23 protein-coding genes are annotated in these 23926 nt (G+C 63.1%); 13 read left to right on the top strand and 10 right to left on the bottom strand.

Features of this window, described 5'->3' with window-relative positions:
- Positions 1-97 precede the first annotated feature (97 nt).
- Together ABW043_RS15245 and ABW043_RS15240 are read left to right on the top strand one after the other, a co-directional pair.
- Complete coding sequence (locus ABW043_RS15245) at positions 98-976, top strand: TIGR01459 family HAD-type hydrolase (protein WP_353922055.1); 879 nt, start codon at positions 98-100, stop codon at positions 974-976.
- A 1-nt stretch (position 977) separates the two neighbouring features.
- Positions 978-1952, top strand: coding sequence for a bifunctional riboflavin kinase/FAD synthetase (locus tag ABW043_RS15240; protein WP_353922054.1), 975 nt, complete (start codon positions 978-980; stop codon positions 1950-1952).
- On the opposite strand, the gene ABW043_RS15235 is transcribed toward ABW043_RS15240, so the two are convergent.
- Complete coding sequence (locus tag ABW043_RS15235) at positions 1949-3100, bottom strand: helix-turn-helix transcriptional regulator (protein WP_353922053.1); 1152 nt, start codon at positions 3098-3100, stop codon at positions 1949-1951. The two genes, ABW043_RS15240 and ABW043_RS15235, sit on opposite strands and share 4 nt — an antisense overlap.
- Before the next feature lie 158 nt (positions 3101-3258).
- Here ABW043_RS15235 and ABW043_RS15230 point away from each other — a divergent pair, with 158 nt between their 5' ends.
- The 7 genes from ABW043_RS15230 (at position 3259) to ABW043_RS15200 (ending at position 12048) form a co-directional block, all read left to right on the top strand.
- Entirely contained in the window at positions 3259-4446 is a 1188-nt protein-coding gene (locus ABW043_RS15230) for a hypothetical protein (RefSeq protein ID WP_353922052.1), read from the top strand.
- Between the two features lie 147 nt (positions 4447-4593).
- The gene (ileS, locus tag ABW043_RS15225; RefSeq protein ID WP_353922051.1) at positions 4594-7566 is read left to right on the top strand and encodes an isoleucine--tRNA ligase; all 2973 of its coding nucleotides are present in this window, start codon (positions 4594-4596) and stop codon (positions 7564-7566) included.
- 4 nt (positions 7567-7570) lie between these two features.
- Positions 7571-8125: a signal peptidase II gene (lspA, locus tag ABW043_RS15220; protein WP_353922050.1), complete on the top strand. Its 555-nt coding sequence runs from the start codon at positions 7571-7573 to the stop codon at positions 8123-8125.
- Positions 8126-8210: 85 nt separating this feature from the next.
- Complete coding sequence (locus ABW043_RS15215) at positions 8211-8912, top strand: hypothetical protein (RefSeq protein WP_353922049.1); 702 nt, start codon at positions 8211-8213, stop codon at positions 8910-8912.
- Positions 8913-9023: 111 nt separating this feature from the next.
- Positions 9024-11051 (top strand): pseudouridine synthase, encoded by a 2028-nt coding sequence (locus ABW043_RS15210; protein WP_353922048.1) that lies wholly within the window; start codon positions 9024-9026, stop codon positions 11049-11051.
- A 3-nt stretch (positions 11052-11054) separates the two neighbouring features.
- Entirely contained in the window at positions 11055-11621 is a 567-nt protein-coding gene (gene rsmD, locus ABW043_RS15205; protein ID WP_353922047.1) for a 16S rRNA (guanine(966)-N(2))-methyltransferase RsmD, read from the top strand.
- Between the two features lie 46 nt (positions 11622-11667).
- Positions 11668-12048, top strand: coding sequence for a GFA family protein (locus ABW043_RS15200; RefSeq protein ID WP_353922046.1), 381 nt, complete (start codon positions 11668-11670; stop codon positions 12046-12048).
- Here ABW043_RS15200 and ABW043_RS15195 read toward each other — a convergent pair.
- The 3 genes from ABW043_RS15195 to znuC are packed head-to-tail and all read right to left on the bottom strand — an operon-like array spanning position 12045 to position 14080.
- On the bottom strand, positions 12045-12461 hold the full coding sequence (locus ABW043_RS15195; RefSeq protein WP_353922045.1) for a Fur family transcriptional regulator: 417 nt from the start codon (positions 12459-12461) through the stop codon (positions 12045-12047). The two genes, ABW043_RS15200 and ABW043_RS15195, sit on opposite strands and share 4 nt — an antisense overlap.
- Complete coding sequence (locus ABW043_RS15190) at positions 12451-13269, bottom strand: metal ABC transporter permease (protein ID WP_353922044.1); 819 nt, start codon at positions 13267-13269, stop codon at positions 12451-12453. Before ABW043_RS15190 ends, ABW043_RS15195 begins: the two co-directional genes overlap by 11 nt.
- The gene (gene znuC / locus ABW043_RS15185; protein WP_353922043.1) at positions 13259-14080 is read right to left on the bottom strand and encodes a zinc ABC transporter ATP-binding protein ZnuC; all 822 of its coding nucleotides are present in this window, start codon (positions 14078-14080) and stop codon (positions 13259-13261) included. Before znuC ends, ABW043_RS15190 begins: the two co-directional genes overlap by 11 nt.
- Before the next feature lie 113 nt (positions 14081-14193).
- On the opposite strand from znuC, the gene ABW043_RS15180 reads away from it, so the two are divergent.
- The 3 genes from ABW043_RS15180 (at position 14194) to ABW043_RS15170 (ending at position 17760) form a co-directional block, all read left to right on the top strand.
- Positions 14194-15129 (top strand): zinc ABC transporter substrate-binding protein, encoded by a 936-nt coding sequence (locus tag ABW043_RS15180; protein ID WP_353922042.1) that lies wholly within the window; start codon positions 14194-14196, stop codon positions 15127-15129.
- Between the two features lie 192 nt (positions 15130-15321).
- On the top strand, positions 15322-16506 hold the full coding sequence (aztD, locus tag ABW043_RS15175) for a zinc metallochaperone AztD (protein WP_353922041.1): 1185 nt from the start codon (positions 15322-15324) through the stop codon (positions 16504-16506).
- 57 nt (positions 16507-16563) lie between these two features.
- Positions 16564-17760 carry a GTP-binding protein gene (locus ABW043_RS15170; RefSeq protein ID WP_353922040.1) on the top strand — a complete coding sequence of 399 codons (1197 nt, stop codon included), beginning with the start codon at positions 16564-16566 and terminating at the stop codon, positions 17758-17760.
- On the opposite strand, the gene ABW043_RS15165 is transcribed toward ABW043_RS15170, so the two are convergent.
- Both ABW043_RS15165 and ABW043_RS15160 read right to left on the bottom strand, forming a co-directional pair.
- Positions 17761-18117 carry a DMT family protein gene (locus ABW043_RS15165; RefSeq protein WP_353922039.1) on the bottom strand — a complete coding sequence of 119 codons (357 nt, stop codon included), beginning with the start codon at positions 18115-18117 and terminating at the stop codon, positions 17761-17763. It lies immediately after the preceding gene.
- Positions 18118-18197: 80 nt separating this feature from the next.
- Entirely contained in the window at positions 18198-18452 is a 255-nt protein-coding gene (locus ABW043_RS15160) for a DUF2164 domain-containing protein (RefSeq protein WP_353922038.1), read from the bottom strand.
- Positions 18453-18547: 95 nt separating this feature from the next.
- On the opposite strand from ABW043_RS15160, the gene ABW043_RS15155 reads away from it, so the two are divergent.
- Positions 18548-19201 (top strand): hypothetical protein, encoded by a 654-nt coding sequence (locus tag ABW043_RS15155; protein ID WP_353922037.1) that lies wholly within the window; start codon positions 18548-18550, stop codon positions 19199-19201.
- A gap of 3 nt (positions 19202-19204) precedes the next feature.
- Here ABW043_RS15155 and ABW043_RS15150 read toward each other — a convergent pair whose 3' ends face one another.
- From ABW043_RS15150 to zwf, 4 genes are all read right to left on the bottom strand, one after another.
- Positions 19205-19684: a hypothetical protein gene (locus tag ABW043_RS15150; RefSeq protein WP_353922036.1), complete on the bottom strand. Its 480-nt coding sequence runs from the start codon at positions 19682-19684 to the stop codon at positions 19205-19207.
- A gap of 121 nt (positions 19685-19805) precedes the next feature.
- Positions 19806-21620, bottom strand: coding sequence for a phosphogluconate dehydratase (edd, locus tag ABW043_RS15145; RefSeq protein WP_353922035.1), 1815 nt, complete (start codon positions 21618-21620; stop codon positions 19806-19808).
- 121 nt (positions 21621-21741) lie between these two features.
- A complete protein-coding gene (gene pgl, locus ABW043_RS15140) occupies positions 21742-22437 on the bottom strand; it encodes a 6-phosphogluconolactonase (RefSeq protein WP_353922034.1) in 696 nt (231 codons plus the stop codon).
- A complete protein-coding gene (gene zwf / locus ABW043_RS15135; protein ID WP_353922033.1) occupies positions 22434-23918 on the bottom strand; it encodes a glucose-6-phosphate dehydrogenase in 1485 nt (494 codons plus the stop codon). The genes pgl and zwf overlap by 4 nt, the downstream gene beginning before the upstream one ends.
- Positions 23919-23926 lie beyond the last annotated feature (8 nt).

Here is a 23926-nt window from a genome sequence, read left to right as displayed (position 1 = left end):
AGCTCTGAAATCGGCAGTTCCATCGGTTTCGGGCTTGATCGCCCGGACCGAACTGCCACATAGCAGCCTGAGACATTTTTAGACGGGAACCGAACCCATGTCCGCAGCCGCGCCCCTGCCCATCATTTCCGGCCTAGCCGATCTCGCGGGGCGCTATGATGCGGTGCTGAGCGATGTCTGGGGCGTCATTCACAATGGCGTCTCGGCCTTTCCCGAGGCGGTGGACGCGCTGGTGCAGTATCGCCGCGCCGGCGGCAAGGTGGTGCTGATCACCAATGCCCCGCGGCCTTCTCCGCCCATCGTTGCCATGCTCGATCGCCTCAACGTGCCGCGCGAGGCTTACGACGCCATCGTTTCCTCAGGCGATGCGACCCGGACCATGATTTCCAAATATCGCGGGCGGGCCATCCACCATGTCGGCCCGGCAACCGACGACGATGCGCTCTATGAAGGGTTCGACCTCAGGCGCACCGGGCCGGAAGAGGCCGAGGTTGTGGTGGTGACCGATCTCGATACCGATGACGACACCCCCGAAATGTACCGCGAGCGCGCCAAATTCTGGCTGTCGCGAAAGCTGCCGATGATCTGCGCCAATCCCGACCGGGTGGTGGAGCACGGCGACCAGATCATCTATTGCGGCGGCGCGCTGGGCGATCTCTATGCGGCCATGGGCGGCATGGTGCTGATGGCGGGAAAGCCCTATCAGCCGATCTATGAAGAGGCGTTCCGCCTCGGCGAACTGGCTGCGGGCAAGGCGCTCGACAAGAGCCGCGTGCTGGCCATTGGCGACAGCGTGCGCACCGATGCGACGGGCGCGGCCCAGTTCGGCATCGATCTCTTGTTCATCACCGGCTCGATCCATGCGGCTGAGCTTGATGCTTTCGGCAAGCCTGATCCGCAGGCGATCGCCGAGCTGATCGCGCCGAGCCGGGCGCAGGTCGCCGGCTTCCTGCCGCGTCTGGCCTGGGCGTCCTGAATTGAGCGATTTCGTTCGTCTTTCCGGTTTTTCGGAACTGCCCGCTGCGCTCAAGGGCGCCTATGTCGCCATTGGCAATTTCGATGGCATGCATCGCGGCCACCAGCGCGTCATTGCCGAGTTGCGTGAACGCGCGCATGCGGCAGGCGTGCCGGCGCTGATCCTGACATTCGAGCCGCATCCGCGCGACGTATTTGCCCCGACCCCCTTCATCTTCCGGCTGACGCTGGGCGACGCCAAGGCGGCAATGGCCGAGGCCCTGGGTCTTGATGGCATCATCATCCTGCCCTTCGACACGGCCTTCTCGCAGATCGAGGCGGAGCGGTTCGTCGCTGATTTCCTTGTCGGGGCGCTTGGGGTGAAGGGGGTCATCATCGGCTCCGATTTCCACTTCGGCCGGCAGCGCCGTGGTACGCCCAGTTTCCTGCGCGAACAAGGCGCCGAACATGGCTTCGCCGTGGAGACGCTCGATCTCGTGGACGAGGGCGATGAGGTCATTTCCTCCTCGCGCATCCGCGCGGCGCTGTCCGAAGGCGCGGTGACGGCGGCTAATCGGCTTCTCGGCTACCACTGGTTCTTCGAAGGCTGCGTGGTCAAGGGCGACCAGCGCGGGCGGGAACTGGGCTATCCTACGGCCAATACGATGACCCAGACAGGCTTCCAGTTGGCGCAGGGCGTTTATGCCGTGCGGGCCAAGGTCGCCGGGAAACTGCTCGATGGCGTCGCCGCCTATGGCAAGCCCATGTTCGATAACCAGCGCCCGCCCTTCGAGACGCATCTGTTCGACTTTGACGCCGATATCTATGGGCAGACGATCTGCGTGGCGCTGATCGGCCATATCCGCGGACAGGAAGTGTTCAAGGGTCTCGACGATCTCATCGCCGCCATGGATCGCGATAGCCGCAAGGCTCGCGCCATGATCGCCGCGGCGCGCCCGATCGGCGCCCTGGACGAAACACTGGGCTTTTTCGGCTAGTCTTCGGCCAGCAGCAATCGCATCAGGTCGGTCTGCTTGCGGACGCCGGTCTTGTCGAAAATGCTGGTCAATTGGGCGCGGGCGGTCGCGTCCGATACACCGCGCCGTTCGGCGGCGGCCTTGCGGCCGCCGGTTTCGATCAGGGCCAAGGCTAGTTCGACCTCCGCCGCCGTGAACCCCCACCGTTGCTGCATGTTGGCCAGCCTGCGACGCAGGCGGCTCTGCGGGTCGGAAATAATGATGACGACTGCCGGCCGGCGTCCGGCGGGATAGAGCAGGCCTCCGGGATAGGGCGCGCAGTGTATGCCCAGCATGCCCTGGGGCGTTGCGATCTGCATGCGGCCGCCGGTCGTGTGGTCTGGTGCCTGCAGGCAGACGGCAATGAGGCGCGACAGGCGTCGGTTCGTCGCCGGATCGTCGCAGGAGATACGGCCATGGCGATGGCGTAGCCGGCCCTCCTCAAAGAGCCGGTGGCCGCTGTCGTTGCAGTCAAGGAGCATGCCGCGGGCGTCGAGCAGCATCGCGCTTTGTCCGGCGAGTTCGAGCACGTCGAGGCTCGCCCGGGCCATGCCGCTGAACTGGCCGATGAGCTTGTTGATTTCGAGCGCACGGGTCAGCGTGGGGAGGATAGCCTCGAAACGGGCGATCTGGTCGGCTTCGATGGCGTGATGGGCGTTGATCATCAGAGCGCCATGCCAGCCGGTGCTGGTGGTGAGCCGGACGCCGAAGGCGCGGTTATAGCGCTGTGGTACGCACCACTCATTGTAGAAGACGTCCCGCTGAAACTCTGCAAATTGGGGCATGGATTCGTCGACGATGACGGTGCCCGGAGGCTGCCCCATCATGTCGCGCATCAGCATATTACGGTCGTGGAACGTAGTGAAGTAGCGCTCGATCTCGGCGGGATTGGTTCTGGGCGACAGCATCTGTGGTAGCGAGCCGGGCGCGCCGCCACCAAGGGTGGCTTCGACGCTGCCCAGATAGTCCGCGATGCGCATGAGCATGTCAGGCCAGGACGCGTCGTCCTCTGCCGCCTGCTGGATCGTAACGAGGATATCCTCGAAGCGCCCCATCGCCTGCCCAAATCGCGCACCGGGCGCGAACCCCCCATCGAACAGGTGTTCGATGTGGCCCCCAACATGAGCCACTAGAAAATCCCGGTCAATCCAGAGGGTTGGTGTCATCTCGATCACTTTTTCACTGGTAGTGGTCCTAGTCGGGGAATTCCGTATGCCCGTTCGCTTCGTTGCCCGGCCCAATAGCCGATGTCGGGTCCGGCTGACCGGCCTTACCGGTGGCACTTTCCATGCCTGTTGAAGTGGGGCGGCCGCGTGTTCTGCTGGCCTGGGAGGGCGGCGCCGGGCGCGGCCATGCGGTCACGCTCAAAGTCATCGCCCAGGCACTCCACGATGAGGTCTTCTGTGACGCCGCGCTTTGCCGCTTGGATCATGCGAGCGAGTTGCAGCCCCATTGCGACAGCGTCTTTCAAGGGGCGCGGCTCTCCGTCAACCGCTCGCGGCGCGAGGCGGCCGGCAATCCGCATGTGGCAACCTGGGGGGATTTTCTCGGGGACCTCAATTTCTGGAACCCGCAATTTCTGATCGCCCAGATCAAGTGGTGGCTGGACACGATCAAGGCGCGCAAGAGCCAGTTGGTCGTTGCCGACTTCGCGCCCTGCGCCCAATTGGCGGCGCAGATTGCCGGGATACCTTCGGTGGCGGTGGGTACCGGCTATTCGGTGCCGCCTTCGGGGCTCGACCGCTTTCCCTTTCTGCTGCCCGAATATACCAAGCTGGTCTTTGCCGAAGACGAGCTGTTGCGGGCGGTCAATATGGCTCTGGTCCATTTTGGCGCGCGGCCGCTCGCAAGGCTCTCCGACATCTATTCAGAGAGCACGGCCATGCCACGCACAATTTCCGGCCTAGACCCATATAAAGGTGCACGCCGGGCGCCGCTGCTGCCGCCGCTCAACGAGAGGCTGCCGCGTCCCGATGGCAGTGGCGACGAGGTGTTTTTCTATTTCTCGGCGAGCGAAACCGAAAACCACGCGCTGGTGGACGCACTGATCGGGCTCGACCTGCCCATGCGCGCCTTCATACCCGGCGCCTCGGCCGAGACGAAGGAGCTCTTTATCGAGGCCGGTGTGACGGTCGAGACGCGGCCCTCGTCCTTCGAAGAAATCAACCGGCGGTCGCGCCTGCTGCTCCATTCCGGTCAGCATGGCACGCTCTGCATGGGGCTGGGCATGGGGATTGGCCAGGTTGCGTTCCCCCAGCATCTCGAACATCATTTTCATGCGCGGCGTGCTGCCGACCTGGCGCCTGTGCGGGTCGTCAATTCCGGGGCGAACAACGCTGACGAAATCAGCGCGGCGATCATGGAAGCCTATGAGATCGGCGGGGGCGATGCGGCGGCGGTGGAGAGGCTGCGTTCGGACCTTTTCGGGGATGTCGGCGCGCTCGTGCGAGGCCGCATCCTGCCGCTCATCCACTAGGCATTCTCGAACGGAACGGCACTAGCGAGCCGAAGCTTTCGCAAGGTGCGAGGGCCCCGTGGGCGCGTCACGGTAAAATCAACCTTTGCCCCCTTTGCCCTCACTTGCTAAAAGGCGGCCCAATCTTCCAAAACCGATTGCCGTTCCATGACCGATACCGCTGCAAGCGCGACCGAAAAAGACTATTCGGCCACGCTCTTCCTGCCCGAAACCGAGTTTCCGATGCGCGCGGGCCTGCCCGATCGCGAGCCGATCTGGCTCAAGCGCTGGCAGGACATGGATATTTACGAGCGTCAGCGCGAGCAGGCCAAGGATCGGCCGCTGTTTACGCTGCATGACGGCCCGCCCTATGCCAACGGCAATATCCATATCGGCCATGCGCTGAACAAGACGCTGAAGGACCTGGTCTCCCGGTCCATGCAGATGCTTGGCCACAACGCTGCCTATATCCCCGGCTGGGATTGTCACGGCCTGCCCATCGAATGGAAGATCGAAGAGCAGTACCGCGCCAAGGGCAAGGACAAGAATGAAGTTCCGGTGGTGGAATTCCGCCAGGAATGCCGCGCCTTTGCCGAAAGCTGGGTCGATATCCAGCGCGAGGAATTCAAGCGTCTCGGCATCCTTGGTGAATGGGACAATCCCTATCTCACCATGAGCTTTGACGCCGAAGCGCAGATCGCGCGCGAGCTGATGAAAGTGTCCATGAGTGGGCAGCTTTATCGCGGGTCCAAGCCCGTGATGTGGTCGGTGGTCGAGCGCACGGCGCTGGCCGAGGCCGAAATCGAATATGCCGATTATGAGAGCGACACGATCTGGGTGAAATTCCCGGTGGCGCGCATCCAGTCAGTGGACGGCAAGGACACCGACGAAGTGATCGCTCATCGCGAGCATCTGACCGGCGCCAGCGTCGTCATCTGGACCACGACGCCATGGACCATCCCGGCGAACCGGGCGATCTCGTTCTCTTCCAAGATCTCCTATGGCCTTTACGAGATCACCGCTGCGCCAGCCGAGAACTGGGCGAAAACCGGCGACAAGCTGATCCTTGCCGACAAGTTGGCAGGAGAAGTTTTTGCCAAGTCCAAGGTCGAAGCTTTTGTGCGGCTGCAGGACGTGCCGAGTTCGGTTTTGGCAGGGATCTCCTCGCATCATCCGCTGCGCGGTCTTGCCGGCGGCTATGAATTCCACGTGCCGCTGCTCGATGGCGAGCACGTCACGGACGACGCCGGTACCGGCTTCGTGCACACCGCGCCGGGCCATGGTCTCGATGACTTTGGGATCTGGATGGATTCGACGCGCGCCCTGCAGGATCGCGGCATCGATCCGGCCATCCCTTATGTCGTGGGCGACGACGGCTTCTACACGTCCGAAGCGCCGGGTTTTGATGGCGCGCGCGTCATCGACGACAATGGCAAGAAGGGCGATGCGAACAATCGCGTCATCGCCGCGCTCGCCGAGCACGGCAATATCATCGCCCGTGGCCGCGTGAAGCATCAGTATCCGCATTCCTGGCGCTCGAAAAAGCCGGTGATCTATCGCAACACGCCGCAGTGGTTCGTCTATATGGACAAGGCCATTGAGGGCGTGGAGGGCGATACGCTGCGTCACCGCGCGCTCAACGCCATCGATGCGACAAAGTTCTATCCGGCTGCCGGGCAGAACCGCCTGCGCGCCATGATCGCCGATCGTCCCGACTGGGTGCTGAGCCGTCAGCGCGCCTGGGGCGTGCCGATCACGGTATTCGTGCACAAGGAAAGCGGCGAAATCCTTCGCGATGAGCTGGTCAATCACCGGATTGCCCAGAGCTTTGAGGAAGAGGGCGCCGACGCCTGGTACAAGGCTGGTGCTGCCGAGCGTTATCTCGGGGAGGGCCACAAGGCCGCCGACTACGAGATGGTGACAGACGTTCTCGACGTCTGGTTCGATAGTGGCTCGACCCACGCCTTTGTGCTGCGCAACAAGCAGAAGTGGCCGCATTTGAAATTCCCGGCCTCGATGTATCTCGAAGGCTCGGATCAGCATCGCGGTTGGTTCCATTCGTCGCTGCTCGAAAGCTGCGCGACCAATGGCTATGCCCCCTATGACAGCGTTCTCACCCATGGCTTCACCATGGATGGCGAAGGCAAGAAGATGAGCAAGTCGCTGGGCAATACCGTTGCCCCGCAGGACATCATCAAGCAGTACGGCGCCGACATTCTGCGCCTCTGGGTGGCCTCGTCCGATTATTCGGAAGACCTTCGCCTCGGCAAGGAAATCGTCCAGACGACCGTCGACGGCTATCGCAAGCTGCGCAACACGCTGCGTTGGCTGCTTGGCAATCTCGCGCACTTCAAGGCTGACGATGTCGTCGACTTCCGCGATATGCCTGAACTCGAACGCCTGATGCTGCACCGTCTGGCGCAGCTCGATGTGGGCGTGCGTTCGGCCTACAAGGAATATGACTACCGCAAGGTGGTTTCGCTGCTGACCAACTTTATGAACATCGAGCTTTCGGCGTTCTATTTCGATATCCGCAAGGACACGCTCTATTGCGATCCGATCTCGTCGGTGAAGCGCCGTTCGGCGCTGACCGTGCTCGATCACCTGTTCAACGCACTGACCGCCTGGCTGGCGCCGATCCTGGTCTTCACCATGGAAGAGTGCTGGCTGGAACGGCATCCGGGCGAGAACGAGTCGGTTCACCTTCGCCTCTTCCCGGACATTCCGGCAGAGTGGCTCGATGACGATCTTGCCAACAAGTGGCAGCTCATCCGTGGCGTGCGGCGCGTCGTGACCGGGGCGCTCGAAATCGAGCGTCGGGAAAAGCGCATCGGTTCCTCGCTCGAAGCTGCGCCCAAGGTGTTTGTTTCCGACGCGCGCTATATCGAGGCGCTCGAGGGGCAGGACCTAGCGGAGATCGCCATCACGTCGGCAATTGCGGTTTCCGAGGGCGAAGGCCCGGCCGAAGCCTTCAAGCTCGACGAAGTGCCGGGGGTTTCGGTTGAGCCGGCTCTGGCCGAAGGCACGCGCTGTGCCCGCTCGTGGAAGGTGTTGCCCGAAGTTGGGTCCGATGCTGAATATCCTGATGTGACGCTGCGCGACGCTCAGGCGCTGCGTGAACGTGCGGCGGCAGGGCTCTAACCCGGTGGCCGCTTCGCCCGCCGTCTACACCTCGCTTGTCGCGGCCGTCCTCGCCTTTGGGCTCGACCGCGCGCAAAAGGGCTATCATATCGCGGCCGAATGCTATGCGATCGGCCAGGCCGCCTGCGTCGAGATTTTTACCAACTACGTGCCGTTCTCGATGACCGGGTGGCGTGGTGGCGAGATCGTGCCGGTGACCTCGTTCTTCGACTATGTGCTGGTCTGGAATACCGGCATTTCCTACGGGCTGCTCGATGGCCTGCCGGTATGGACGCTGGGCGCGATCATGATGGTGGCGGTCATCGGGCTGTCGGTCTGGTGGTGGCGGACGGATGCGCCGCTGGTGCGGCTGGGCCTGGCCTTTGCCATCGGCGGGGCGCTTTCCAATGCGCTTGACCGGCTCATCTTTGGAGCGGTGGCCGACTTCTTCCATTTTCACTGGGGAAGCTGGTCATTCTACATCTTCAATATCGCCGACATGGCGATCACGCTGGGCGTGATCCTGTTGCTGGTGGACCTCGTTGGCTTGGGCAAGAGCAGGGCAAAGCCGGCAGATTAAGGCTCGCGCACCATTGTGCTGCCCAAATCTGGCCTTAGGGCCTCAAATGCGCTATAAGCGCCGCCATTATCGTAAGGGACGTTTCATGCGTATTGGATTGACCGGCCATAATGGCCGTATTTCGGCCGCGGCGCGTGCAGTGTTGGCAGGGTTGGCCCTGGCAGCTACGCTGGCTCTAGGCGCCTGCACCACGGTCGAAGGTACCAATGCGCTGACCGATTTCGGCACCTTCGAACGCGACGTGCTGAATACCACGGCGCGTGGCGTCGGCCTTATCCCCGGCGATCCGCCGAAGGAAGATATCACTGCGGCCCGTGCGCCACTGGTGCTGCCGCGCGATGGCAAGAACCTGCCGACGCCGAGCACTCAGGTTGCCGCTGCGCAACTGCCGGCCGATAGCAACACCGTCCAGATCGACACCTCGAACCTGAGCGAAGCCGACATTCAGCGCCTGCGCAATGCCAAGGTTGTCGACCTGCGTTCGCTCTCGGGCCGTCCGCTGACCCCGGAAGAGGCGCGCGCCCTGACGGCACGCATGAGCGCCGCGGGCATGCAGGTGGCCGGAACGGCCAGCCGTCCGCTCTACCTGCCGCCGGATGAATATTTCACCCGCGTGGGTGACGCTAACCTGGTCTGCCGTACACCGGCCGGCGAGCTGGTGCCGCTGAACGATCAGCGCTGCCCCGAGGCCGTGCGCAAGGCATTGCGGACCGAAGGTCCTGCCAGCAGCGGTGTTCTGGGCGGTGGCCCCGATGTGACGCTGAAGCCTTCGGACGTAAAACTCTAACGACACGCCTCGCCTGAATCACGCTTTTCTGGCGGCCGGATGATCCGGCCGCCTTTCGCTTTCTCCGCGCCGCCCAAAATGGGTCCCGCATGACATGGAAGTCTTGTTCGCATGAGCGACACACCAAAACCCGAAACTGCCGATCGTCTCGCCAAGGTCATGGCCCGCGCCGGGCTCTGTTCCCGCCGCGACGCTGAAGCCTGGATTGCCGCAGGCCGCGTCATGGTCAATGGCAAGAAGGTCATCACCCCCGCCTTCAACGTCACGAGCCGCGACAAGATCACCGTCGATGGCCAGCAACTGGCCGAGCGCCAGGGCACCCGCGTCTGGCTCTATCACAAGCCCGCCGGGCTCGTGGTGACCGAGAAGGACCCCGAAGGCCGTCCGACCATTTTCGAGGCTGTTGAAGAAAAGGGCCTGCCGCGCGTCGTGACGGTTGGCCGTCTCGATATCAACACCGAAGGCCTGCTGCTGCTGACCAATGATGGTGGGCTCAAGCGCGTGCTCGAACTGCCGTCCACCGGCTGGCTGCGCCGCTATCGCGTCCGTGCCTATGGCTATGTGACGCAGACCCAGCTTGATGCGCTCAAGGACGGCATCACCGTCGAAGGCATCAATTATGGCCCCATCGAAGCCACGATCGAACGCGAGCAGGGCCACAATATGTGGATTGTCGTGGGCTTGCGCGAAGGCAAGAACCGCGAAGTCAAGAACGTGCTCGGCGCGCTTGGGCTCGAGGTCAACCGCCTGATCCGCGTCTCCTATGGTCCGTTCCAGCTCGGCGACCTCAAGGAAGGCGAGATCGAGGTGGTGAAGGCCAAGATGCTCAAGGACCAGCTCGGCAAGAAGCTGGCCGAGGCCGCCAATGTCGATTTCGACAGCGAAATGCCCGAGGGCCTGTTCCCGCCGCCGCGGCCGAGCAGCGAATCCCCGCGTAGCCGTGGTGCCGGTGGTGGTCGCTTCGACTCGCGCGGTGGCGACGATCGCCGTTCGTCCCGCGACGACGAGCGTCCGGTGCGTCCGCGCCGCGTGCATTTTGATGATGATGGTCGGGCCCCCGAAGAATACGAACCCAAGGCACCGGCCCGCCCGGCGCGTGGGCGTATCGATCCCGATGACCAGCCCGCAAGCAATTATGGCCGTCCCCCGATCCGTGCGCCCAAGCCGGATCGCGCTGATAGCCCGGCGGGTGATCGCAAATCGTTTGGCGACAAGAAGCCCTACGGCGATAAGAAACCTTACGGTGACAAGAAGCCATATGGGGACAAGAAGCCGTACGGGGACAAGAAACCCTATGGTGATCGTCCCTCTTTTGGCGACAAGAAGCCTTATGGTGCGCGCCCGTCGTTTGGCGACAAGAAGCCCTATGGCGACAAGTCCTATGGGGATCGTCCGCAGCGCAGCCGCCGTCCGGATGGCGATGAGCGTCCGGCCCGTAGCTTCAACGATCGTCCGCCGCGTCGCGATGACGAACGTCGTGGCGGCGGCGAGCGCCCGCAGCGCAGCTTTGGTGACAAGCCCGCCCGCAGCTTCGGCGAGCGTCCGGCGCGCGGTGGTGATCGTCCGTTCAGTGACCGTCCGGCTCGTAGCGGCGGCGATCGTCCGACCCGTCCGTTTGGTGACAAGCCGGCTCGCAGCTTTGGTGACCGCCCCGCTCGTGGCGGCGGCGATCGTCCGGCTCGTCCGTTCGGCGACAAGCCTGCCCGCAGCTTTGGTGATCGTCCCGCTCGTAGCGGTGGCGATCGTCCGGCTCGTCCGTTCGGCGACAAGCCGGGCCGCAGCTTTGGCGACCGTCCCGCTCGTGGCGGTGACGAGCGTCCGGCACGTCCCTACGGCGACAAGCCGGCTCGCGGTCCGCGTCCGGACCGTCCGCAGCGCGCATTTGACGATAGCCGGCCTCCGCGCCGCGACGATCGTCCCGGCCAAGGCCGCCCGCAGGGTGGCCGTCCCGGTGGCCGACCTGAAGGTGGCCGCCCCGGCGGTCGTCCCGAGGGTGGGCGTCCGGGTGCCGGTCGTCCCGAAGGCGGGCGTCCCGGTGGTGCACGCCCCACGGGCGGTCGTCCGACCGGCGGCAAGCCTTTTGGTGGCAAGCCAAGCGGCGGTGGCCGTCCTTCCGGTCCGCGCAAGCCGCGCGGCTAACGGATGCGGATCGTCGCCGGTAAATTTCGCGGCAAGCAGCTTTCCTCGCCGTCGGACGATTCCATTCGCCCGACGGCCGATCGCGTGCGCGAAAGCATGTTCAACATCCTCGGCTCGCGCCTCGGCCCCGTCTTTGACGGCAAGCGCGTGCTCGACCTTTTTGCCGGCACTGGTGCGCTCGGGCTCGAGGCGCTGTCGCGCGGCGCGGCCCATGTCACCTTTGTCGATATCGGGGCGGAATCGCGCGGGCTGATCCGCGACCATATCCAGGCTTTTGGCGTGGCCGGGATTACCAAACTTCTGCGTCGTGATGCGACGGGGCTGGGGACGCCGGGCACGTTTGGACAGTTTGATCTGGTTTTTCTCGACCCGCCCTATGGGCAGGGACTGGGAGAACAGGCGCTGGCGGAACTGGCGGCAAATGGCTGGCTGAAACCAAGCGCGACGCTGGTCTGGGAAGAGAGCGTCGATGTGCCGGTAACGGTGCCGGATGGGTTCGAGCTCGATGACGAGCGCGAATACGGGGCGGCCGCGGTGCGGTTTCTGACTTTTCCGGGGTCGGCCGGCTGAACCTTCTGGGCTCCCCGGCACTTCTGCCTTCAAGACATGGAGGTAGATGATGGCTGAGGAGATCAGAACAGGTGGTTGCCTATGCGGCGCGGTGCGCTATGAGGTGCGTGGCGCGCCGATCAAATCTGGCCTTTGCCACTGCGCCGACTGCCGCAAGGTGACCGGCAGCTCATTTCTCGCCTATGCCGACTGGCCGACTGATCGCTTCAGTTTTACGGGCGATATCGCCACCTATGACGGGCGCTCGTTCTGCCCGAAATGTGGTTCGAGGCTTTTTGCCTATGACGAGACCGGCGGAGAAATTTATCTCGGCACGCTCGACGACGCGCCCAATGGCATAGAGCCCAAGGTGGAAGGCTGGTGCATCCGGCGCGAACCCTGGCTACCGGCTATTCCTGGCGTGCGGACGGCGAGCAGGGACCCTTAGGCAGCCTTCTTGAGGCAATCGGCGCAGCGGCCACGGATTTCCATGGTGGTACGTTCTACCTTGAAGCCATCATTGCGGGCCCAGGTGCCAAGGCGCTCTTCGATCACTTCATCGGCGAATTCATCGACCTTGCCGCAACCCTCGCAGATAGCGAAGGCGATGAGGCCCTTGCGGTGGCAATGCATGTCGGCGCAGGCGACGAAGGCATTGAGCGATTCAAGGCGATGCGCGAGGCCGCGATCGACCAGCTTGTCGAGAGCGCGATAGACCTGCAATGGGGCGCGCAGGCCATCGCCGCGTAGCTTGTCCAGGATGTCATAGGCGCTGAGTGGGCCCATCGAGGCCGTCAGTGTGCCCAGCACCAGTTCCTGATTGCGGGTCAGGTCCGTCGGGATGTCGTGACTATGCGCCATGGCTTTCTCTCCTGCCGAACAATCTTGCGGTCGGTACCGTCAGCGAAACGAGGAAAATCAGCAGCGCCGCGACGACAATGGACGGTCCTGAAGCGGTATCCCAGGTGAGCGACCCGTACAAGCCGGCGACGACCGATGCTGCACCGAGAACTGCCGCGACCAGCGCCATGATCTCGGGCGTGGCGCTGAGGCGGCGGGCGGTGGCGGCGGGGATGATGAGCAGCGAGGTGATGAGGAGGACGCCGACGAGCTTCATGGCGATGGCGATGACCGAGGCCATGAGCAACATGAGGAGGATACGGCTGACTTCGGGCTTCAGCCCTTCGGCTTCGGCTAGTTCGGGGCTGACCGTGGCGGCAAGGAGCGGGCGCCAATTGAGCGCGAGGATGGCGAGAATGGCGATGCCACCGCCGTAAATAATGAAGATGTCGTCCATCGAGACGGCGAGAATGTCGCCGAAGAGGAAGCCCATGAGGTCAATGCGGACCTGGGTGAGGAAACCCACCAGCACCAGGCCGACGGCGAGGGATGAGTGGCTCAGAATGCCGAGGAGGGCGTCGGTGGAGAGCGTGTTCTGGCGCTGCAGCAACAGGAGGGCACCGGCGACGAGCGCGGCGACGGCGAAGACGCCGAGGGTCATGTTGATCGACAGCAGGATCGAAATGGCGACGCCGAGCAGGGCCGAATGGGCCATGGTGTCGCCAAAATAGGCCATGCGGCGCCAGACGACGAAACAGCCGAGCGGGCCAGTGACGGCGGCAAGGCCGACGCCGGCGACGAGGGCGCGGGAGAAGAAATCACCGAGCATGGTCGTGCTCCGAGTGATCGTGATGCACATGGCCGTGCGGATGCTCGTGCTCGCCATGCTTGCCGACGAGACAACCATCGTCGTGATGTTCGTGGTCGTGATGGTGCTCGTAGATGGCGAGCGTATCGGCAGCGCGGGCGCCGAAAAGAGCGAGGTATTCCGGGCTGCGCTTGACGGCGGCAGGGGTGCCGCGGCAGCAGACATGGCCATTGAGGCAAATGACGGTGTCGGTCTCGGCCATGACGACGTGGAGATCGTGGCTGATCATCAGGATGCCGGCCTGGGTCGTGTCGCGGATGCTGCGGACCAGTTCGTAAAGCGCCACTTCGCCGGAGAAATCAACGCCCTGTACCGGTTCGTCGAGGACGAGAAGATCGGGCTTGCGGATCATGGCGCGGGCAAAGAGCACGCGCTGGAATTCGCCACCGGAAAGTTCCTGCACGGCAGCGTTGAGCAGGCGGCCGGCGCCGACGGCGGCGAGGGCACTTTCGATTTCGGGGCGGGAGAAACGGCCGGTCAGCGTCATCAGGCGCTCGACAGTCAGCGGGAGCGTCCAATCGATGCTGAGTTTCTGCGGCACGTAGCCGATCTTAAGGCCGGGCTTGCGTGTCACCGTGCCCGTCGACGGTTTCAGGACGCCCGTGGCCATCTTGGCGGTGGTCGATTTTCCCGAGCCATTGGGGCCGATCAGGGTGACAATCTCGCCGCGCGCGATGGAGAGGTCGACGCCCTCGACGAGGACGCGGCCACCACTCTTTACGCTGGCATTGGTGAGCGTGATGAGCGTTTCGCCCTTCATGCGCATGTCCATGAATGTTTCCACAAGTGCACTTGACGCTGTCATTTACGTTATAGCATAACACTGCCGCAAGCGTAATAACATAACATATCGTTCGCGATGTGCTGTCGACAAGAGGTGCCTCCATGAACCGGCTGATCCCAATCGCTACCTTCGCAAGCCTGCTGCTGACCGGCACGGCGATGGCGGCGCCCAGCGTCGTTGCTTCGACAAAACCCGTGCATTCGCTGGTTTCGGCTGTGATGGCTGGGGTGGGTGAACCGACCTTGATCGTCAAGGGTGCGGCTTCGCCACACACCTACTCGCTGCGGCCCTCGGATGCCTCGGCGCTGGAAAATGCCGATATCGTGTTCTGGACCGGGCACGGCATGGAACTGTTCCTCGCCGATGCGCTCGAGACTCTGTCGACCAAGGCGCAGACGGTGGAACTGGCCGAGTCGGAGGGGATCGAACTGTTGCCCATGCGCGAAGGCGGGGCGTTCGAGCCGCATTCGCATGGTGATGAGGATCATGGGCATGAAGCGCACGATCACGCCCATGAGAATGAAGAAGGCGACATGCATTTCTGGCTCGATCCGGAAAACGCCAAGCTGATGGTGGCCAACATCGCTCAGGTGTTGAGCAAGGCCGATCCCGAGAACGAGGCGACCTATCAGGCCAATGCCGAGGTCGAAATCGAAGCGCTGGGGGCGCTCGAGAACGAGATTTCGCAGACGCTGGACGGGGTCAAGGAAAAGCCATTCATCGTCTTCCACGATGCCTACCAGTATTTTGAGAACCGTTTTGGGCTCGATGTCGCGGGGACTGTAACGGTGTCGCCTGAAACCATGCCGGGCGCGGCGCGGGTGGATGAGTTGCGCACGAAGGTGGGCGAACTGGGGGCGACCTGCGTGTTTGCCGAACCGAATTTTGAGCCGGCTATCGTCAGCACGATTGTGGAAGGCACCGAGGCAAAGGCTGGGGTGCTTGATCCCGAGGGCAGCGCGCTCACGGAAGGGCCCGGGCTTTATGGTGATCTGCTGCGCAGCATCGCGGCGGGTCTGGTAGATTGCCTGGGGTAAAGTTTAGTCCGGCCCCAAAGAAATACCCCCACCCTTGATCCCTCCCCACAAGGGGGAGGGAGACGATGGAACCGAGAACGTGCAGTCTGCGTCTCCCTCCCCTTGATGTGGAGGGAATGAGGGTGGGGTGATGACGCACGCGCCGTTCTCAGCATCAAAAACGTAACGTTCTAACATATCGGAGCAACTAAAGTGCGTCATATCCTTACCTCCCTTCTCCTCGCGACGGCGCTGACGGTGCCGGTTCTGGCCGATGATGTCGCCGCGTGGCGGCTGTTCGTCAGTGACCATGCCGAGGGCAAGGTCACCGCGCTCGATGCGCTGAATGGCGAAACGCTGGGGAGCTTTGCGCTGAAGAGCCCGGCTTCTCTCGTTGCCAGTCAATCGGGCGAGGCGGTGTTTGCCGTGCAGGGGGCGGGCAATCAGGTTTCGGCCATTCGCTCGGGCATTGCCATTGATGACCATGGCGATCACGGCGATATCGAAGTCTCTGAGCCCACGCTGGTCGAGGCAGTGATCACAGGCGAAAAGCCGGCGCATTTTGTCGAGCATGACGGCAAGGTCGCGCTGTTCTTCGACGGGTCAGGCAAAGTCGATCTCTTCAGCCCGCACGAATGGGCGGATGAGGGCAAGGTCACGGCCACCCAGCTCGACAGTGGCACGCCGCATCATGGGCTGGCCGTGCCGTGGGGTGAGTTCACGCTGGTCTCGACGGCCAATGCCGAGGACGAGAAGAAGCCGCGGATCGGGCTCAATGTGCTCGATGCTTCGGGCAATCTGGTGGGCGAGACGCATGCCTGCTCCGATCTTCATGGCGAGGCCGCCTCGGGCAATCTGCTCATCATCGGTTGCGGCGATGGCGTGTTGATCGTTTCCGGCTCGGGCGAACCGCAGGTGACCAAGCTCGACTATTCCGGCCTGCCGGAGGGTAAGACCACGACACTGATCGGAGGGCAGGGAATCCAGTATTTCCTCGGCAATTATGGGGCCGACAAGGTGGTCATCATCGATCCTGCCGAGGCTGCGCCCTATCGTCTGGTCGAACTGCCCACGCGTCGCGTGCATTTCGTTACGGACTCCGTGCGACCGAAATTCGCTTACATCTTCACCGAAGACGGCTTCCTGCGGCAGCTCGATGTGGTGTCAGGCGAACTGGTGCAATCGGTCAAGGTGACCGAGCCCTATTCCATGGATGGCGAATGGAGCCTGCCGCGGCCGCGCATTGCGGTGGCGGGCGACCAGGTTGCCGTGACCGATCCGCTGAAGGGCGTGGTGCATCTGGTGGATGTGGCTGACTTCGCCCTCGCCGGTGAAATCGCGGTCGAAGGCGCGCCCTATAATATCGTCGCCGTTGGCGGCTCGGGCAGCCAGCACTGACTGCGAGCCCTGCCGCCGCCCCCGGCGGCAGGGCATTTTCCTCTTTGGACAGATCCCATGGCCCCCAAGAAACTCCCCGTCACCGTGCTGTCCGGCTTTCTCGGCGCCGGCAAGACGACGCTGCTCAATCACATCCTCAACAATCGCGAGGGCCGCAAGGTCGCGGTCATCGTCAACGACATGAGCGAGGTCAATATCGACGCCGCGCTGGTGCGCGATGGCGGCGCCGATCTCAGTCGCACCGAGGAGACGCTCGTCGAAATGAGCAATGGCTGCATCTGCTGCACCTTGCGCGACGATCTCCTAGCCGAGGTGACGCGGCTCGCCGCCGAAGGGCGTTTTGACTATCTGCTGATTGAATCGAGCGGCATTTCCGAGCCGCTGCCGGTGGCGACGACGTTCGATTTTCGCGATGAGCGCGGCTTCTCGCTGTCTGATCTGACGCGGCTCGACACCATGGTGACCGTCGTCGATTGCGCGAACCTGCTGAAGGATTATGCCTCGTCCGATTTCCTGCGCGATCGCGGCGAGACGGCGGGTGAGGGTGACGAGCGGGCGTTGGTTGATCTCCTGGTGGAGCAGATCGAATTTGCCGATGTGGTCGTGCTCAACAAGATTTCGACAGCCTCCGAGGGTGATCGCCGCGCGGCGCGGACGATCATCAAGGCGCTCAATCCCATGGCGCGGATTGTCGAGACGGACTTTGGCGTCGTGGCGCTGGACGAGGTTTTGGATACGGGGTTGTTCAATCTCGAAGTTGCCGAGACCAATCCGCTCTGGTTCAAGGAGCTGAACGGTTTCAGGGACCATGTGCCCGAGACCGAGGAATATGGCGTGCGCTCTTTCGTCTATCGCGCGCGCCAGCCGTTCAATCCGCTGCTGCTGGATCGGTTTCTGAAAGAGGCTTGGCCGGGTGTCATTCGGGCCAAGGGCTTTTTCTGGCTGGCGACACGGCCGCATTTTGTCGGGGAATTGAGCCAGGCAGGGGCGCTGGTGCGCACGCAACGGCGGGGCCATTGGTGGGCCGCGGTGCCGGCGCAACGCTGGCCCGACAATAAGGAATGGCGCGATGCCATGGCGCCCTATCTCGACGCTATCTGGGGCGACCGGCGGCAGGAACTGGTGTTTATCGGCACGGACCCGATGAGCGAGGCCGATATCAGGCGGCGGCTCGATGCATGTCTGGTGCCGGCGCGGACGATGACGCCCGACGCCTGGGCGCGTTTGCCTGATCCGTTTCCGGCATGGTCCTGATTATTTCAGCGGTCCCTTGAAGATGAAAAGGGCGCCGAGGGCAATGAAGCCGAAGCCGATGGCGTGGTTCCAGGTGAGCTTTTCGCCGAGGTAGAAGACGGCAAAGAACGCAAAGACCGAGAGGGAAATGACTTCCTGAATGGTCTTGAGTTCTGCAGCCGAATAGACGGCGCTGCCGATGCGGTTGGCCGGGATGGCCAGCCAGTATTCGAAAAACGCGACGCCCCAACTGATCAGCACCACGGCCCAGAGCACCATGCCGTGATATTTCAGGTGCCAGTACCAGGCGAAGGTCATGAAAATGTTGGAGGCGATGAGCAGGCCGATCGGGGCCAGCGTGGCAGTGTTGAAGCCCATTTTTCACCGGTAAGACGAGCGAATCGGCCAAGGGGCCGTCGGCAGATTTGTCTGCTTGCGGCCCTGACTTGGCAAGTCGATCAGCGTGCGTGCTTGGTCGGTTGTTCCAGCGCAAAGATCTCGTCGCTGAGGCTGTCGACCTGCTTGCGGATCAGCGCCTGCGCGTCATAGAGGCCGCGATTGTAGTAATAGGCGCCCATCTTGTCGGCGAAGAACTGCATCAGCATTTCGGCCGGAATGGCGCCGATGGATTGGTCCAGTTCCAGGCGGAAATAGTCCTGGATCTCGCCAACGATGGCTTTGGTCTCGTCGCGGTCGAACTTGATCGGCTTCATGAGAAAACTCCTTCAGCCCCGGTTCATAGCGCGAGTCGCCAATTGTCGGCACGCGTAAGCTCGGCCAGAATGTCGCGGCTTGAGGAGGACATTTGATGAATTTTCGTATCTCGCTGATTGCCCTGAGTCTCGCGGTGGCCGTGACGCCGGTCATGGCCAAGGACAAGGTGAAGACCACTCCCGATGCACCTGTGGCGGTGACCTGCGAGGGGGTTTTTGGTCCCAAAAGCTCGGATGCGCTGGTGCGCGAAACCTTTGGCGACGAAAATGTCGAGACCGGTTTGGTCTATGGCGTCGAGGGCATCGAGTTTGAGGCGTCGACCGTCTATCCCAACGACCCCGACCGCGTGATGCAGTTCAGCTGGTTCGACGACGAAAAGCACGAATATTTGAGCTCGGTCGAACTCTCCCCGAGCCAGGAAACCCCGACCGGCGTGAAGATCGGCATGACGGTGGCCGAAGTGGAAGCCATCAATGGCGCTCCGTTCACCCTTGGCGGCTTCTGGTGGGACTATGGTGGCGGCAGCACATTTGAAACGGGTGCGCTGGCCAATTCCGACGAGGGCTGCGGCTTCTGGATCGGCTTTGCGCCAACGGAAGACTATCCGCAGGATCTGGATGTCTCTGCCGTTTCGGGCGAGGTGTCCGTGCCGTCTTCCGAGCCGCTGCTCAAAACGCTCGATGTGCGCGTGCAATCGATCAATCTTGGCTATCCGTGGCCGGAGGAACTGCCGCAGCCGGAATATTGAGGGTCAGCAGGCCGACTTGAGCGAGGTGGTCAGCGGCTGCACGAGGTCGTCGAGTTTTGAGCGGTCGACCTGCGCATATTCGAGGCGCAGGGCGGCATAGCCCGAGCCATCGCAGAGCTGGATCATGTGCTGCTGCAGCACGCGGCCGGATTTGGTTGCCGACCAGGTGGCCCAGCCCGGTGTTGCCGCTTGTGCGGTGACACCCCAGCCGTCTGCCGTGTCCGAGGCGAAGCGGGTATTGGCTTCGGCCTCGAAATCGGGCTCGGTGACGAAATAGCCGGCCCAGGCAGTGAGCTTTCCAACGCGGCCATCGAGAAGGAAGACCTGCCCGTCGCCATTTTGGCTCTCGCCCTGGCCTTCGAAGCCGGGCGGAATGTCGAGCTCATAACCATAGCGGGCATTGGCATAATAGCCCCAGCCCGATTGGGCAAAGGCCGGCATGGCAAGGAGCAGGGAGGCGAGAAGGGCAAGGGAAAGGCGCATGGTGGAGATCCTGCCTGCGTCGCGGGTTCGCGGCAAGGTCCGCAGGGTCGCTCAGGCCGTTGTTTCGCTTTGTTGACCTTGCTCCCTCCCCACGTTCGAGGGGAGGGCCAGGCGAGGGCGGTCAGCTAAAAACGCTGGCCCCGCGATCGGCGACACCCACAAGGCTCCGGAACCCGGCAAAGAGCTCGCGGCCCATGCCATAGTGGGAGGGGCGCAGGTCTTCGCTGGCGGGGGTGCGCGAGAAGAATTCCTTCTCGTCGCCCAGGAAGGTCAGAGTGCCTTCATTGGCGTCGAGCCGGATCACGTCGCCATCGCGGATCTTGCTGATCGGGCCGCCGTCATTGGCTTCCGGCGTCATGTGGATCGCCGCGGGCACCTTGCCCGAAGCGCCCGACATGCGGCCGTCGGTAAGCAGAGCCACCTTGAAGCCACGGTCCTGCAAAATGCCCAGCGGCGGGGTCAGCTTGTGCAGCTCGGGCATGCCGATGGCCTTGGGGCCGGAGAAGCGGACGACGGCGATGACGTCGCCGGTCAGTTCGCCTGCCTTGAACGCGGCAAGCATGCCGTCCTGATTGTGAAACACGCGGGCCGGTGCTTCGACGACGCGATGCTCGGGCTTGACCGCCGAAACCTTGATCACCGAACGACCGAGATTGCCGGTGAGCAGCTTCAGGCCGCCCGAGGTCTGGAACGGGGTCTTGGTGCTGGTGAGAACCTTGGGCAGGGCGCTTTCGGCCGGGGCCGGTTCGAAGGCCAGCTTGTCTTCGATCAGCTTGGCTTCCACGGTGTAATTGTGGAGGCCATGGCCCCAGACGGTCTTCACGTCGTCGTGGAGGTAGCCGTCGTCGAGCAGTTCGCGCATGAGGAAGCCCATGCCGCCGGCGGCATGGAAATGGTTCACGTCGGCAACGCCGTTGGGATAGACCCGCGCGAGGAGCGGGGTCGCGTCCGACAGGTCGCTCATATCGTCCCAGGTCACTTGCAGGCCCGCAGCCGCTGCCATGGCGATCAGGTGCATGGTGTGGTTGGTCGAGCCGCCCGTGGCGTGGAGGCCGACGAGACCATTCACGAAAGCCTTCTCGTCCATGATGTGGCCGATGGGCGTATAGTCATTGCCCTGCGCCGTCAGCGACAGGGCGCGCTTGGTGGCTTCGCGGGTCAATGCATCGCGCAGCGGGGTGCCGGGATTGACGAAGCTGGCGCCCGGCAGGTGGAGGCCCATGATTTCCATGAGCATCTGGTTGGAATTGGCCGTGCCGTAGAAGGTGCAGGTGCCGGCCGAGTGATAGGATTTGCTCTCGGCTTCGAGCAGCTCTGCGCGACCAACCTTGCCCTCGGCATAGAGCTGGCGGATCTTGCTCTTTTCGTCGTTCGGCAAGCCCGAGGGCATCGGGCCGGCGGGAATGAACACCGCGGGAAGGTGCCCGAAGCTGAGGGCGCCGATGACGAGACCGGGCACGATCTTGTCGCAGATGCCGAGATAGACCGCTGCGTCGAACATATTGTGCGATAGCGCAATGGCGGTCGCCATGGCGATCACGTCGCGCGAGAACAGCGACAGGTCCATGCCGGGCATGCCCTGGGTAACGCCGTCGCACATGGCCGGAACGCCGCCCGCAACCTGCGCCGTCGCGCCGATTTCGCGCGCCGCCTGTTTGATGATGTCGGGATAGAACTGGTAGGGCTGGTGGGCGCTCAGCATGTCGTTGTAGCTGGTGACGATGCCAAGATTGAGGGTCTTATTGCCGGCCAGCGCCGCCTTTTCGGAGGGCGTGCAGGCCGCAAAGCCGTGGGCCAGATTGCCACAGGAAAGGGTCGATCGATAAACGCCGGCCTCGCGGGCGGCATCGAGGCGATTGAGATAGTCGCGGCGCGTGTCGCGGCTGCGGGCCGCAATGCGGTCGGTCACGTCCTGGATTGCCTGACGGACGGTCATGGTTCTACGCTCCTATAGGGCAAGGACGCGCCAAAGGGGGGCCGCTGGCACGGTGTTCCTTGCATCAATGACTGGTGCGTTCAACGGCCAGGGCGGTCGATTGGGGACCGCCCCAGGGGTCTTACGGGCACCAGTAAACAACTAGCGGCGCATTCGAGCGCAGCACGGCACGAATGGGCATGTCCTCGGTGGGACCATCGCCCAGCGCCTGCTCCAGCACCGCGGCCTTTTCGTCGCCTTCGATGTGGAGATAAAGGCCGTCGGTCTCGAGGAGACGCGGCAACGTAAAGGTAATGCGCGGCTCGCCGGCGCCAGGGGCATGGATGGCGAGGGTCGGGCCCTGCGAGGTCAGCGCCGCTTCGAGCGTATCGCCGCCAGGGAAGAACGACGCGGTGTGCCCGTCATTGCCCATGCCCAGGATCACGGCCGCAAAGGGCTTTGGCAGGGTCGAGACCAGCGTATTGGTCTTGGCAACCTGTTCCGCATTTGGCTCATCGCCGCCCGAATAGAGCGGGAAAAAGCGCGCCACGGCCGCCGGGCCCTGCAGCATCTTCTCGTTGACCAGCAGCGCATTGGAGCGGTCGCTGGTTTCATCGACCCAGCGCTCGTCGACGAGGGTAACGATGACCTTGGTCCAGTCGATATCCCGCATCTTGCCCAGGGCCATGAAAAACTTGCCCGGCGTTGAACCACCGCTCACCGCAATCGCGGCTTCGCCACGCTCCGCAATGGCCGTGCGAATGCGATCGGCAATAGCCTCGGCCAATTCCTTGGCAAGGGTCGGCTTGTCGGCGAAGCTGCGGCGGTCGATGCTCACGAGAGGGGGCCCTCATACCAGGAGCGACCATCGCGCTCGATCAGGGCCACGGCGCCGCTCGGGCCCCAGGTGCCTGCGGTGTAGCTCTGCGGCGGTTCGCTCGAACGGTCCCAGGCTTCGCGGATCGGATCGACCCAGGCCCAAGCAGCTTCAAGCTCGTCGCGACGCATGAAGAGGGTCTGGCTGCCGCGCACGACGTCCATCAACAGACGCTCATAGGCTTCCGGCGTGCGTTCGTTGAACGTCTCGGCAAAGGAGAGGTTGAGCGGCACTTCGCGCAGGCGCATGCCACCTGGGCCCGGGTCCTTGATCATCATCATGAGCTTGACGCCCTCATTGGGCTGCAGGCGCATGATCAGCTTGTTGGGGCGCGGCGCGCCTTCGGCATGATCGAAGATCGAGTGCGGAATGGGCTTGAACTGGATGCAGATTTCCGAGACGCGCTCGGCCATGCGCTTGCCGGTGCGCAGGTAGAACGGCACGCCGGCCCAGCGCCAGTTGTCGATATTGGCCTTCATGGCCACAAAGGTCTCGGTGCGGCTGCCCTTCTTGTCCTCGGGCAGCTCGTCCTGATAGCCGGCCACCGAAACGGTTTCCGACTTCACGCCGCGATACTGGCCGCGAACGGTGTTCTTGCTGACTTCGCCATTGGTGATGGAGCGCAGGGCGCGCAAGACCTTGAGCTTCTCGTCGCGCAGCGCGTTGGCGTCGTCCGATGCCGGCGGCTCCATGGCCACAAGGCAGAGAAGCTGCAGCATGTGGTTCTGGATCATGTCGCGCAAGGCGCCGGATTCGTCATAGTAGCCGCGGGTGCCGGCGCCGACGCTTTCAGCCACGGTGAGCTGCACGTGGTCGATATGGGCCGAATTCCAGACTGGCTCGAAAAGCGTATTGGCAAAGCGCAGAGCGAGCAGGTTCTGCACCGTCTCTTTGCCGAGGTAATGGTCGATACGGTAGACCTGATCTTCCTGGAAGATCTTGGACACGCCGTCATTGATTTCCTTGGACGAGGCCAGGTCATGCCCAAGCGGCTTCTCGATCACGACCCGGGCGTCGCGGCGATAGAGCTTCTTGGCATGGAGATATTCGGCGATGGGCTCGAAGAGATCGGGCGCCACGGCGAGATAGAAGGCGCGCACCACCTTGGGATCGTCGCGCAGGGCCGCGCCGAGATCGCCTGATTCATCGGGCTTGCTGGCATCCACCGGCACATAGGTGAAAATCTTGATGAAGCGGTCGATGACCGCCTGATCCTGATATTCCTTCTCGACGAACTGCTGGATGGCTTCGCGCGCCGTCTTCTGGAAATCGGCTTCGCTGAGCTTGGAACGCGAGGCGCCGATGATGCGGCTATTCTCGTCGAACTGGCCATCCTTGAAGCGGTGATAGAGCGCAGGAATGAGCTTGCGCTTGGTCAGGTCGCCGGTGGCGCCGAACACCACATAGTCGAAAGGCTGGACGGGAATGATGCGGCTGGACACGAGGCGTA

Source organism: Devosia sp. (assembly GCF_040509215.1).
Lineage (GTDB): Bacteria > Pseudomonadota > Alphaproteobacteria > Rhizobiales > Devosiaceae > Devosia.
The sequence above is the reverse complement of the archived record's forward strand: the minus strand, read 5'-3'. Positions and strand labels throughout refer to the sequence as shown.

Excerpts from the sequence above, each read along its gene's own strand:
- ABW043_RS15245 (WP_353922055.1), top strand. The coding sequence starts at position 98 with ATGTCCGCAGCCGCGCCCCTGCCCATCATTTCCGGCCTAGCCGATCTC.
- ABW043_RS15230 (WP_353922052.1), top strand. The coding sequence starts at position 3,259 with ATGCCTGTTGAAGTGGGGCGGCCGCGTGTTCTGCTGGCCTGGGAGGGC.
- ileS (WP_353922051.1), top strand. The coding sequence starts at position 4,594 with ATGACCGATACCGCTGCAAGCGCGACCGAAAAAGACTATTCGGCCACG.
- ABW043_RS15215 (WP_353922049.1), top strand. The coding sequence starts at position 8,211 with ATGCGTATTGGATTGACCGGCCATAATGGCCGTATTTCGGCCGCGGCG.
- ABW043_RS15210 (WP_353922048.1), top strand. The coding sequence starts at position 9,024 with ATGAGCGACACACCAAAACCCGAAACTGCCGATCGTCTCGCCAAGGTC.
- rsmD (WP_353922047.1), top strand. The coding sequence starts at position 11,055 with ATGCGGATCGTCGCCGGTAAATTTCGCGGCAAGCAGCTTTCCTCGCCG.
- ABW043_RS15200 (WP_353922046.1), top strand. The coding sequence starts at position 11,668 with ATGATGGCTGAGGAGATCAGAACAGGTGGTTGCCTATGCGGCGCGGTG.
- ABW043_RS15195 (WP_353922045.1), bottom strand. The coding sequence starts at position 12,461 with ATGGCGCATAGTCACGACATCCCGACGGACCTGACCCGCAATCAGGAA.
- ABW043_RS15190 (WP_353922044.1), bottom strand. The coding sequence starts at position 13,269 with ATGCTCGGTGATTTCTTCTCCCGCGCCCTCGTCGCCGGCGTCGGCCTT.
- znuC (WP_353922043.1), bottom strand. The coding sequence starts at position 14,080 with ATGGACATGCGCATGAAGGGCGAAACGCTCATCACGCTCACCAATGCC.
- ABW043_RS15180 (WP_353922042.1), top strand. The coding sequence starts at position 14,194 with ATGAACCGGCTGATCCCAATCGCTACCTTCGCAAGCCTGCTGCTGACC.
- ABW043_RS15170 (WP_353922040.1), top strand. The coding sequence starts at position 16,564 with ATGGCCCCCAAGAAACTCCCCGTCACCGTGCTGTCCGGCTTTCTCGGC.
- ABW043_RS15165 (WP_353922039.1), bottom strand. The coding sequence starts at position 18,117 with ATGGGCTTCAACACTGCCACGCTGGCCCCGATCGGCCTGCTCATCGCC.
- ABW043_RS15160 (WP_353922038.1), bottom strand. The coding sequence starts at position 18,452 with ATGAAGCCGATCAAGTTCGACCGCGACGAGACCAAAGCCATCGTTGGC.
- ABW043_RS15155 (WP_353922037.1), top strand. The coding sequence starts at position 18,548 with ATGAATTTTCGTATCTCGCTGATTGCCCTGAGTCTCGCGGTGGCCGTG.
- ABW043_RS15150 (WP_353922036.1), bottom strand. The coding sequence starts at position 19,684 with ATGCGCCTTTCCCTTGCCCTTCTCGCCTCCCTGCTCCTTGCCATGCCG.
- edd (WP_353922035.1), bottom strand. The coding sequence starts at position 21,620 with ATGACCGTCCGTCAGGCAATCCAGGACGTGACCGACCGCATTGCGGCC.